Genomic DNA, 11,807 nt, shown 5'->3' with positions numbered 1-11,807 from the left:
AAAATTATCATCGCTTTCTAAGGGAGATGGCTGCTTCCAGCTTTGAGGCGATAGGTGCATGTCCAGCAAATTCCTTGCCATTGTCAAATGTTACAGTGTGACCTTTGTCCTGGTGAGAAGGTAGCAGATGATTAACCCTTTCTGTTACCCCGTCAGCATGTTTGGCTGGTAGTTGGCCCGCCAAGATATGGCGCAATTTCCGCTTTGTCAGAGCGGCCAGTACCTCCTGATGGTGCTTATCGATCCCGCTATCACCTTCCCAATCACCTATACGCGCACGCTGCTTTGCATAGCGCATGCGTCGCGGTTTCCGACAGCGCATAGGTTGCCACCACCCCCCCTGCCAGTTTGTCTGCATAGAGGTACTGATAGCTAGTTTCATGGCTTATGGATAATTCACCTTCCAGTTCAAGCTGGGCTGATGCCTGTTCAGGACGTATAATTCCTTTACCAAATCAAAAATGACACGAAGGCGAGCCGTAGACAGTATAAATAATACGGCAAGGTGAAGCCGACAGAGTTAGTTTTGTTTTAGAAATGGAATAACGTATCGTATATCTTGCCTGCCCAACCCTCTGCCCACTTTATTCCGGTCTTTCCAGCCACGCGCCTGGCTTTGACTTTCTGCCTTTGGCGTTTATCTCGTAATTCCTGCGCCTACTTCGGACGCCTGCCGGCATTGCCCTCTATTGCGCCTGAGTCGCCTGAGTTCGCGCAAGGTCACAGACTTATTCACGCCACAGCTTCATTCGCTGTCTCTCCTTGCTTAAAACCTGCTTTCTGTCCCCCATGAACCAGATAGCGTTGCCCTCGGGTGAGTTGCTGACAGCGCTTCATCCGTACTCTTTTATTTGATCGTTCAAGAAGATCGGATACTATCGCAGCTTGCGGCTTATTAACCTTATAAAAAGCTTGCACTTCAAACTTGAATCCACCTTACTTTATGCACAGCCATCTTTATCATAGCCATCAGGCCGCCATACCGCTATGCCGTAACAATGCATCTATACTGGGTTCCCGGCCGCGAAAAGCAATAAAGGATTCCAGTGCAGGACGACTACCACCTACAGCCAAAACTTCATTCCTGAAACGCTCGCCAGTTTTGGCGTTAACTACGTGGCCGGTACCATTCTCTTCAAACAAGCTGAAAGCATCGGCAGACAAAACTTCTGCCCATTTATAACTATAGTAGCCCGCCGCATAGCCGCCCGCAAAAATATGCGAGAAGCTATTTGGGAAACGATTAAACGCAGGGGGAATAACCACGGCAACCTGGCTACGGATTTCATCGAGTAATTGCAACACGGTTTTATCCCCCTGGGGATCAAAATCATAGTGCAGATGCATATCAAACAGGGCAAATTCAATTTGGCGTAGTGTCTGCATACCGCTCTGGAAGTTCTTGGCAGCCAGCATTTTGTCGAATAGCGCTCTTGGCAAGGGCGCGCCACTGTCGATATGAGCCGTCATATGGCTTAGAACTTCCCATTCCCAGCAGAAATTTTCCATGAATTGACTAGGTAGCTCAACTGCGTCCCATTCCACACCATTGATTCCGGAGACACTGAGATCCTCAACCTGCGTCAACAAATGATGGAGACCATGGCCAAACTCATGGAATAACACGATTACCTCATCATGTGTAAATAATGAAGGGCGTACTTGCCCATTGATTGACACTGGAGGGGAGAAATTGCAGGTCAGATAAGCTACAGGGAGCTGGATAGCTGATTTTCCGGCTCTTGGTAGTTCAACATGCCGCCGAGTAATGGCATCATCCATCCATGCTCCACCTCGCTTACTCGCGCGCGCATACAGATCAACATAAAATTGGCCAATTAGTTCTCCCTTGGCATCATGGATATTGAAAAATTTAACATCGGGATGCCACAATTGAACATTGGATGAAGGCGGTACCTGAGTAATGCTGATACCATAAAGCGCCTCCACTAGTTTAAACATACCAGGTAATACTTTATTTTCAGGAAAATATTGTTTGACTTCCTGATCAGAAAAGGCATAGCGCTCTATACGCAATTTTTCACTGACATAAGCTAGATCCCATGATTCGAGTTTTTCCAGCCCCAGCTTATCTGCAGCAAATTGCCTCAACTCAGCCATATCGCGTTCTGCATAGGGTCGAGCCTTAGCCGCAAGTTCATTTAGAAAATCCAATACTTGCTTGGGCGATTTAGCCATTTTAGGTGCCAGAGAAACTTCTGCGTAGCAATCAAACCCCAACATTTTGGCTTCTTCCTGCCGAAGCTGAAGAATCTTATTGATCAGCAGCATATTGTCCCAGTTGGATGTACCATGCGCAAGACTGTCAATCTCACTCGCTCGAGTCACATAGGCACGGTACATATTCTCACGCAGCACGCGATTATCCGCATATTGCATAATGGGTAAATAGGAAGGGGCGTGCAAGGTAAATTTCCAGCCAGGTTTGGAAATACTCGAATCTTTCTCCGCAGCCTCTCTGGCAGCATGCAGCGCGTCATCAGGAACACCTGAGAGCTCACTTTCATTTTCTATGAGTAGAAAAAAGTCATTGGTAGCATCGAGCAAGTTATCGCTAAATTTTGCAGAAAGTGCTGATAATTCTTCCTGAATTTGCATAAAGCGCGCTTTCTTCTCCCGTGGCAGCTCAGCGCCACCTAGACGAAAATCACGTAACTCATTCTCAATGATCTTTTTCCGGTCGCGACTGAGGTTGACAAACTCCTCACTGCCCCGTAACTGCTTAAATTTTTCAAACAATGCCTGATCTTGCGATAACTCAGCATAATATTGAGTAATACGCGGCAAGTTAGCATTGTATACTTCACGTAATTCTGCACTATTCATCACAGCGTTCAAGTGCGAAACTTGCCCCCATGCACGTGACAATCGTTCATTGGCATCAACCACGGGTTGTACAAAATCTCGCCAAGTAGGTGAAGTTGTCATAGCACGAGCTTTGGCGACTACTTCTCGGCAATCATGCAACGATTCTTCCACTGCAGGAGTGATGTGCTCCACTTTAATGTCTGCAAAACGAGGTAGTCCAGAAAAATCAAGTAAAGGATTCATGATAATAGTTGTCTAAGATGATTATTTTTGGATACAAATAAAAAAATATGTTTCATGGTATCTTCTGTCTGATGAGAAAATACTAAAAGATAATGTAGAAAATGTTGTAGGTACTCCTCTATCCTAAATCCTAAATCCTAAGGAAGACCCGAATAAGCAAGCGAGGCGAATAGATACAAGGCACTACAGAGCACAGAAACGAATAGACGAGCTTGCGCATTTTGCTAAATCGAACATAGTAAGTTTGAGCAAAATTTCGTTTCTACACAACTACATTTTAAATAGATAAACAAGAAAAGCGGGTACTGTGCAACGAAGCAATGTGCCACAATAGTCCCTTATTCAGGCTTTCCATAAGGTACTACCAGATGCTGCACTTTGTATCTCATTTGCTGATTTTCACCCGATTCTCTGAAAATTAACTCTCATACACAATATTGCCATCGGTTAGCGTAAATTTTACCTGTCCAGGTAATTCTCTACCCAAGAATGGAGTGTTCTTACCCTGACTTTTAATCGTGGCAGCCGACACATGCCAATATTCTTCCGGATCGAAAATACATATATCAGCTGGTGCATCGAGGGTTAGATGCCCCGCATCAATACCCAATATCCTGGCAGGTGCCAACGTAACCGTATTTAATGCTTCAATCAGCGGGATATTCATACTTGTTGCCCACTTAAATGTCAGCGATAGTAACAATTCCAGACCCATTGCGCCAACTTCAGCTTGCCCAAATGGTAATAGCTTGGCATCTTCATCTACCGGTGCATGATCCGAGCAAATAGCATCAATAGTACCATCCATTAACCCTCTAGAGAGCGCGTCTCGATCATGCAGGCTTCGCAAGGGGGGAACAAGATGGCAATTAGTGTCAAAGAAATCGATATCCATTTCAGAAAGATGCACATGATTGATCGAAACATCACAAGTAATAGGCAATCCTTGCTGCTTGGCAGCCCGTACCAGGGACACCCCTTCTGCACTGGAAATTCGGCAGAGATGGACTTTCACAGCAGCTTCGCGTGCCAGATAAATGATATTCGACAAAGCAATCGTTTCTGCACACACCGGAATAGGAGGCAAACCGAGGCGTGTTGCGATTTCACCATCATGTGCTACACCATTTCTTGCCAGGTTGGCTTCCTGCGGACGTAGCCAGACACTAAAACCAAAAGTCGATGCATATTGCATGGCCTGCATCAACACATGCAGATTGACCAGAGGAGCATCGGCATGACTGAAAGCAACACAACCTGCATCTCGCAATTCAGCCATCTCCGTTAAACGCTCACCTTTAAGTTTTTGAGTAAGCGCTCCCACTGGATAGACATGAACCTGATCCAGACCTTTAGTTCGATGTTTTAGCATTTCAACCAGCCCGGGTTCATCAAGTGGTGGATCAGTATCGGGTGGGCATGCCAGGCTGGTAACTCCTCCGGCTGCAGCCGCTTTCAATTCTGATTCCAAAGTAGCTTTGTACTCAAGCCCAGGCTCACGTAAACGTGCCGACAAATCGACTAAACCTGGACACACAATCAATCCAGTAGCATCGATCACTCGGCAATCTTGAAAACCCACAGGAATGTTGTTTACTGAAACAATTTTGCCCGCAGCAATGCAAAGATCTCCGATAATATCAATACCATTCTTCGGATCAATCAAGCGCCCATTCTTGATATGGATTTTCATATTAATAACAATATGTTATGCGCAAACAACCCAAACTCGAGATTCAATCCAAAGAACTCATCAATTTCCAGCAAGAATCGACATCACTGCCATTCGTACCGCAATACCGAATGTCACTTGGGGTAGAATCACCGACTGTTTCCCATCAGCTACCGCCGAATCAATCTCGACTCCGCGATTCATTGGCCCAGGGTGCATGACTATTGCATCCTGTTTAGCCAGTGTTAATTTCTCCTGAGTAAGCCCATAATATTTAAAATATTCTTCAGTGCTGGGCAAGCTTGCTCCTAACATGCGCTCATTTTGCAGGCGCAACATGATTATTACATCGATATCTTTCATTCCCTGAGTTATATCGTGATAAATATGCACACCCAAACGCTCAACCCTGCTCGGCAATAAAGTCTTAGGTGCAATAACACGCACTTCAGGAACACCTAACGTAGTCAGCGCATGAATTTGTGAGCGCGCCACCCTCGAGTGCAAAATGTCTCCAACAATCGCTACCCGAAGGTTATGAAAATCTTTTTTGTAACGGCGAATAGTAAACATATCCAGCAATGCTTGCGTAGGATGGGCATGACGCCCATCACCGGCATTGATGACATGGATATCTGGTCGGACATGACTTGCCATCATATGCGCCGCACCACTTTGTGAATGACGGACGACAAACATGTCCGCATGCATGGCAGAAAGATTATTAACGGTATCCAGTAACGTCTCCCCTTTAGATTGTGCAGAAACCGCGATATTAAGATTGATCACATCTGCTGACAGTCGTTTGGCAGCAATCTCAAAAGTGGTCCGAGTACGCGTACTGGATTCAAAAAAAAGATTGAATACTGATTTCCCTCGCAGGAGGGGAATTTTCTTGACTTCCCGCTCAGTAACCCCCGCAAAAGATTCTGCTGTGTCCAAAATATGCAGCAAAATGGATACAGGCAATCCTTCGGTAGTAAGCAGATGCTGTAATTCACCGTGCTTGTTTAACTGAGGGTTTCTGTTCATTTTTCTGGGAAACGGATATCGCGTAAGCTGAGACTCAGTTTCCCATCAGTATCCTGTTTTAATTCAAGCATTTTGTCTGCTGGCAAGGATAATACCACTCCAGTATATTGGGCTGCAATAGGAAGCTCTCTGCCTCCTCGGTCAATGAGTGTCGCCAAATGAATGCTTGCAGGTCGCCCATAATCAAAAATTTCGTTCACAGCAGCTCGGATTGTCCTTCCCGTATAAAGCACATCATCGACCAAAATAATGTGACTGCCTTCAATTTCGAAAGGCAAATCCGATGGTCTAACTTGGGGGTGCAAACCGATCTTGCTGTAGTCATCACGATAAAAAGATATGTCGAGGACACCGAGTGGGATACTGCACCCTAATGCCTGATGCAATCGTTTTGCCACCCATGCTCCCCCTGTATGAATACCGATCATGGCAATACGCTCATCGACAACAGGACGTAGCTGCTCCGTCAAATCAGCTAGTAATTTTTCTGCATCAGGTAGTTGCATAGTTACCATCAAAAAATGATTGCAGAATATGCTGCGCTGCAATCTGATCCAGCATGGGTTTTTGTTTTTTTCCTTTAATACCCAATTCACCTAATGCAGATCTGGCAGTAATCGTCGTATAGCGCTCATCTACTAAAACCGATTTAATTCTGTAACGCCCTTCCAAACGACGTGCAAACCGGCGGCTTAATTGAGTAAGTTCATGTTCTGTTCCATCAGCATGTATTGGCAATCCAACTACCAGTAAGACGGGCTGCCATGTTTCAATCAACTTGGCAATAGCCTCAAAACGTTGCCTGGTCATTTCACCATGAATGGTCGTAAGTGGATGTGCTAACCGCATCTCCTTTTCTCCGACAGCGACTCCAATGCGTTTCTTTCCAAAATCAAAAGCCAGCACTGTACCCTTTGAAAATCTTCCAATCTCTGATACATTTTCAACCCCATGCACTGAGCTATTAATCGTTAAAGTCGCTTGAATGCAGTTATCCGAGTTAGGCATGCCCTACTTCATTTGATAAATTAGAAAAATTGATCCCCAACGATTCCGCTGCTGCCGGCAATCTTTCTTCGAAAGACATCTCAAAAATTATATTAGAAGAAGCTGGAACAGTCAGCCAGGCATTTTGAGCCAACTCTTGTTCAATCTGCCCAGGCGCCCATCCAGAATAACCTAATGTAACCAGCATTTGTTCAGGACCTTCGCAATTTGCTATGGCTTCTAAAATATCAACAGAAGATGTCAATCCAACTGTTTGGTTGACAGCTAACGTAGATTTCCACTTTCCTATAGGCTGGTGTAACACAAATCCGCTGTCGATCTGGACGGGCCCGCCAAACAATACAAATCGCTCTGTTGGGAACGAATCTGTAAAAGGAATGCCAAGTTGCTCAAATAATTTCTCCACAGTAAGCTCTGTCGGACGATTAATCACGAGCCCAAGTGCGCCGTGTTCATTGTGTTCACAAATATAAGTAAGGGTTTTTGCAAAAAACGGATCGTTCAAATTGGGCATAGCGATCAGAAAATGATCTGTCAGGTTGATATTCTTCATAATAAAGACCTCTTTGCTACCTATGCAAATTCGCAACTTACACGATATGATCAATCTGAAACATAAAATGGTTGTTAATTCTTTCTTCTTCCCAATCCTGCTCATCAAACCCAGTATGCTGTTTGTGTCATAACTTTTGAGCTCATTTTCATGAGCAGCTTTACTGGCAATGGCAATTCCCTGCCACCATGAGATAATGCCATCGTTGCATGATTGGCTTCATCAATTTTCATTTGTGCAACAATAGCGCGACTTTTCAAATCCTGTCGAGGTAATCGCTGCAAATGCTCTGCAAGATGGGTTTCCACCTGATGCTCTGTTTCAGCTAGAAAACCGAGATTCCATTTATCGCCAAGCAGCCCTGCAGCTAAACCAATAGCAAAAGAGCTGCCATACCATATCGGATTGAGCAAACTTTTACGACCGCCTAATTCAGCAATACGACGTTCTGTCCATGCCAAATGTTCAGTTTCCTCACGTGCAGCCTGCGTCAATGCGTTTTGTACTTTTTGATTTCTTGCAGTCAGCGCTTGCCCTTGATAAAGGGCCTGAGCACATATTTCCCCTACATGGTTAACGCGCATCAATGCACATGATTCATTTTTCTCTTCGTCAGTTAATTTATTTTCTGACAGATTTTTTCCCGGCACCGTACGTAATGTTTGAGCTGGCACTGTGAGTGTACGCAATGCATTATCAAAACCAATAATGAATTTGTCTATATTCAGCATGGCATCAACTCCAATTATTTTATAAGCAGATCAAATTATCTATTTTATTATTGTATACCTATTTGCCGGGCTAGCAACGTAACTGGGTGCAATACTTCTACTTTTTCCTCTTGATTGCTTAATCCACTCGCGAGATGTAACAAACAACCGATATTTGATGTCACCAGATAGCTTATTTCTGCTGATTGAGCTAATGCTTTCATTTTATCGCTCAGTAATAATTCTGCGATTTCTGGCTGATCAAGAAAATAAGTACCCGCCGCGCCACAACAGAAGTTATTGCCGTCAAGCTCCAGGACTTCAATATCAGGAATACGCGCCAGAAGCTGATAAGGGTAGACAGAGGCATGTAATACATTTCGCATACTGCATGGATCATGCACAACGACTTTTTTTGACAAAGCTCTGATTTTAACTTCGCCCCAATCCTGCTCAGCTAGGAATTGATTAATATCAATTATTGGAGCAGAAAAATTTTTCACCTGATTCTGAGAGCATGATTCTACCAGATGCGAACCACACCCAGATGCTGTACTGATAATTGCTTTTATGTTTAACCCAGCAAATGCTTTTCTATTCTGCTCAATTAAATACGCTGCCTCGGTGATTCGACCGCTGTGCTGATACAACGCTCCACAGCAAGTTTGCGCACGCGGAACATATACTGTGTAGCCTAGGTGGTTAAGCACACAAATTGCTGCAATATTCGTTTCGACATCGACTAATCGCGCTACACATCCTAGAAATAAAGCCACTTCACCACGCTTCCTTCCAATTGCTGGATAAATTTTTTGCCACCTATGGAACGGAAAGCGAATCAATGGCAATTTTGATAATAGCAGACCGAGTTTAGTCCCTTTTACCTTACTGGATTGCTGCAACTTCTCCTGTAAGCCAATTTCCTGGAAAAGATGGGTGAGTGGGCGTAAAAGATCAATACGCTTTGTCTTATCAATAAACATTCTCTCTAACAAGCTTTTGAACCCATTCTTTTTTCTTACTACCATTTCTTCTGGTAAGTCCGAGAGTGAAACTGTCATCATGTCGCGTGCCTCATCGATCAACCGCCCATAAGCTACATGACTGGGGCAAGCTGCCTCACAAGCACGACAAGTCAAACATCGGTCTATGTGCTCAGCAAAACGTGCATTCATCGGAATACGCTGACTCGCCACCCCGCTTATCATCGCAATACGTCCTCGCGGAGAATCAGCTTCCGACAACGTTAAGTGGTAGGTTGGGCAATGTGGCAAACAAAGTCCACAAGAAACACACCGATTTGTTTCTGCCAGTAAGCTAGATCGAGAAGATTTAATTAGAGAATCATTCTTAGTATGCACTCTTAATTCCTCTAAATAATTGTGTTATTACTTTTTTCTACAAAGAAAAAAATGAAAATAAACAGAAATACACCTATTAAAGAATCATGTTAATCCAATAAGTTTTTAATTTTTTATTTTTATAGCTTGCTAAGTTACAGAAAATTACCATAAAATTGCTTGTTTTTAAGTCCGATTTGTTAATATACGATCAATATATGGTTATTATACGACTGGCGCGCGGCGGCGCCAAAAAAAGGCCTTTTTTCAATATGATAGTTACAGATTCTCGTTGCAGACGCGATGGCAGATTCATTGAACGCATTGGTTTTTATAACCCCCGAGCAACTGGGAGCGAGGAAATGTTACGGATCCAAATGGATCGACTCACGCATTGGCAATCTCAAGGAGCTCAATTATCCAGCACAGTTACAAGACTGGTAAAACAATTTGGCGCCCAACAAAAAGCCACACAAGAAAGCTAATATTCATCAATGTTCAGTTGAATCCATGGTAACCATGGGCCATATCACAGGCCCTTTTGGTATTTTAGGCTGGGTTAAGGTCGTTCACTATTCTGAAAATATCGAGAATTTGCTTGCCTATCCTGTGTGGTGGTTAAGCAAAGGTGGCGATACTTGGTCAGCCATGAATGTGGCATCATACAATATCCATGATGACAAATTGATCGTTGCATTTGAAGGATATCTGGATCGAACACAAGCAGCTCAATTAAAGGGCATGCAGATAGCAGTACCTCGTGACCAATTACCCCATCTTGCTGAAGATGGCAAAGAAGGTTACTACTGGTCAGATCTGGTTGGAACACGTGTGTTTAATTTACAGAATGAAGAATTTGGGAACGTTACTGGTTTATTAAGAACGGGAGCCAACGATGTATTACAGGTCCAATCTGCGAGCGGAGGTCAAAAAGAGAGATTGATCCCTTTCATTGAGCAGGTTATTGTCGATGTGAATTTAAAAGATCGCAAAATAACCATTGATTGGGGGTTGGATTACTGACAGAGGGCAAAATCTTGTCATTTGAAATTGACGTTATTACGCTATTTCCTGACATGCTGGATGCCATTACCAAATATGGCATAACAAGTAGAGCAAGCAAGAATGAAATTTTTCGATTGCATACCTGGAATCCACGTAACTTTGCAAAAGATAATTATCGCACAGTAGATGATAGCCCGTACGGTGGAGGGCCAGGCATGGTAATGCTGGCACAACCTCTGGATGAGGCTATAACTCATGCCAGAGCAAGGCAGCTAGCAGAAGGAATAAACGAAACAAAAGTAATTTATCTTTCTCCGCAAGGCGAACTTCTTAATCAGGAGAAAATTTTACAATTATCTAAATTGCGGGGAATGATATTACTTTGTGGCCGATACGAAGGGATTGATGAGCGCATAATCATGCGCCAGGTAGACAAAGAAATTTCAATTGGAAATTACGTTATTTCAGGAGGTGAACTGGCGGCAATGGTTTTGATTGATAGCATAGTGCGACAACTTCCTGGAGCACTGGGTAGCGCTGATTCAGCCAGCGAGGACTCATTTGCCAACAATTTACTAGAATATCCGCAATATACACGGCCGGAAATATATCGAGGAGATGCTGTACCCCCTATTTTGCTTTCAGGAGATCATGCCAAAATAAATCGCTGGCGATTGCAACAATCCCTTGGTAAAACATGGTTAAAGCGACCTGATTTATTGGAGCTCAAATACAAACAGGGCATTTCCAAGGAAGAAGAAGAATTATTGGAAGAATTTAAGCGAACTAAAAATTTTAGAATAAACTAATCCCATAAAAATACTAGGAGATAAGAATGAATTTAATCGAACAATTAGAGCGAGAAGAAATAGCACGTCTTGGCAAAATTATCCCGGATTTTTCTCCTGGTGATACAGTTATAGTCAATGTCAATGTGGTAGAAGGTGACCGCAAACGCGTTCAAGCATATGAAGGCGTTGTCATCGCCAAACGTAATCGTGGCCTTAATTCATCTTTCATTGTACGTAAAATCTCCAGTGGTGAAGGTGTCGAACGCACTTTCCAGACCTATTCTCCTATTATTTCGAATATTGAAGTTAAACGTCGCGGGGATGTGCGTCGGGCAAAGCTTTATTATTTAAGAAACCGTTCTGGTAAATCCGCGAGAATTCGCGAAAAACTTCCTGCTCGTATTACAACCAGCAACGTGACAGAAGCATAAAGTCTACTTCGGAAGTATTGGTTATTAATAAGGCGGTAAGGCAAAGCTTTGACCGCCTTTTCTCTTTAGCAGAAAATAAAATTTTTTCTCTATTACTCTAGGGTCTGTTGACATTTCACATAGGTAGCCACAGATATCCACACGCTATGGCTACCATACTCTCGTAATTTCGCTTCAGTTTGTCGTATCGCGT

At 43.5% G+C, this 11,807-nt stretch carries 13 protein-coding genes and 1 pseudogene; 4 read left to right on the top strand and 10 right to left on the bottom strand.

Going from position 1 to position 11,807, the window contains the following annotated elements; genetic code table 11:
• Positions 1 to 7: 7 nt before the first annotated feature.
• The 9 genes from BM122_RS06985 to BM122_RS06940 form a co-directional block, all read right to left on the bottom strand.
• Entirely contained in the window at positions 8 to 382 is a 375-nt protein-coding gene (locus BM122_RS06985) for a hypothetical protein (RefSeq protein ID WP_074904681.1), read from the bottom strand.
• A 587-nt stretch (positions 383 to 969) separates the two neighbouring features.
• The gene (locus BM122_RS06975) at positions 970 to 3,072 is read right to left on the bottom strand and encodes a M3 family metallopeptidase (protein WP_074904677.1); all 2,103 of its coding nucleotides are present in this window, start codon (positions 3,070 to 3,072) and stop codon (positions 970 to 972) included.
• Positions 3,073 to 3,490: 418 nt separating this feature from the next.
• Positions 3,491 to 4,765, bottom strand: coding sequence for a dihydroorotase (locus BM122_RS06970; protein WP_074904675.1), 1,275 nt, complete (start codon positions 4,763 to 4,765; stop codon positions 3,491 to 3,493).
• Positions 4,766 to 4,825: 60 nt separating this feature from the next.
• Entirely contained in the window at positions 4,826 to 5,776 is a 951-nt protein-coding gene (locus tag BM122_RS06965) for an aspartate carbamoyltransferase catalytic subunit (protein ID WP_074904673.1), read from the bottom strand.
• The gene (pyrR, locus tag BM122_RS06960; RefSeq protein WP_074904671.1) at positions 5,773 to 6,282 is read right to left on the bottom strand and encodes a bifunctional pyr operon transcriptional regulator/uracil phosphoribosyltransferase PyrR; all 510 of its coding nucleotides are present in this window, start codon (positions 6,280 to 6,282) and stop codon (positions 5,773 to 5,775) included. Before pyrR ends, BM122_RS06965 begins: the two co-directional genes overlap by 4 nt.
• Positions 6,269 to 6,784, bottom strand: coding sequence for a Holliday junction resolvase RuvX (gene ruvX, locus BM122_RS06955; protein WP_083398371.1), 516 nt, complete (start codon positions 6,782 to 6,784; stop codon positions 6,269 to 6,271). Before ruvX ends, pyrR begins: the two co-directional genes overlap by 14 nt.
• The gene (locus tag BM122_RS06950; protein WP_074904669.1) at positions 6,777 to 7,337 is read right to left on the bottom strand and encodes a YqgE/AlgH family protein; all 561 of its coding nucleotides are present in this window, start codon (positions 7,335 to 7,337) and stop codon (positions 6,777 to 6,779) included. Before BM122_RS06950 ends, ruvX begins: the two co-directional genes overlap by 8 nt.
• 104 nt (positions 7,338 to 7,441) lie before the next feature.
• The gene (coq7, locus tag BM122_RS06945; protein ID WP_074904667.1) at positions 7,442 to 8,068 is read right to left on the bottom strand and encodes a 2-polyprenyl-3-methyl-6-methoxy-1,4-benzoquinone monooxygenase; all 627 of its coding nucleotides are present in this window, start codon (positions 8,066 to 8,068) and stop codon (positions 7,442 to 7,444) included.
• 47 nt (positions 8,069 to 8,115) lie between these two features.
• On the bottom strand, positions 8,116 to 9,408 hold the full coding sequence (locus tag BM122_RS06940; protein WP_074904666.1) for a (Fe-S)-binding protein: 1,293 nt from the start codon (positions 9,406 to 9,408) through the stop codon (positions 8,116 to 8,118).
• Between the two features lie 197 nt (positions 9,409 to 9,605).
• On the opposite strand from BM122_RS06940, the gene rpsP reads away from it, so the two are divergent.
• The 4 genes from rpsP to rplS are packed head-to-tail and all read left to right on the top strand — an operon-like array spanning position 9,606 to position 11,614.
• On the top strand, positions 9,606 to 9,872 hold the full coding sequence (rpsP, locus tag BM122_RS06935) for a 30S ribosomal protein S16 (protein WP_074904664.1): 267 nt from the start codon (positions 9,606 to 9,608) through the stop codon (positions 9,870 to 9,872).
• Positions 9,838 to 10,410, top strand: coding sequence for a ribosome maturation factor RimM (rimM, locus tag BM122_RS06930; RefSeq protein ID WP_371264900.1), 573 nt, complete (start codon positions 9,838 to 9,840; stop codon positions 10,408 to 10,410). The genes rpsP and rimM overlap by 35 nt, the downstream gene beginning before the upstream one ends.
• Before the next feature lie 14 nt (positions 10,411 to 10,424).
• Positions 10,425 to 11,201, top strand: a complete 777-nt coding sequence (gene trmD / locus BM122_RS06925; protein WP_074904781.1) for a tRNA (guanosine(37)-N1)-methyltransferase TrmD — start codon at positions 10,425 to 10,427, stop codon at positions 11,199 to 11,201.
• A gap of 26 nt (positions 11,202 to 11,227) precedes the next feature.
• Entirely contained in the window at positions 11,228 to 11,614 is a 387-nt protein-coding gene (gene rplS / locus BM122_RS06920) for a 50S ribosomal protein L19 (RefSeq protein ID WP_074904660.1), read from the top strand.
• A 115-nt stretch (positions 11,615 to 11,729) separates the two neighbouring features.
• On the opposite strand, the pseudogene BM122_RS22295 reads toward rplS, so the two are convergent.
• A pseudogene (locus tag BM122_RS22295) lies at positions 11,730 to 11,807 on the bottom strand (IS5/IS1182 family transposase); the annotation flags it as partial.

It is taken from the genome of Nitrosomonas communis (assembly GCF_900114745.1).
GTDB lineage: Bacteria > Pseudomonadota > Gammaproteobacteria > Burkholderiales > Nitrosomonadaceae > Nitrosomonas > Nitrosomonas communis_A.
Note: the sequence above shows the minus strand (reverse complement) of the source record. Positions and strands in the feature narration are given on the sequence as shown.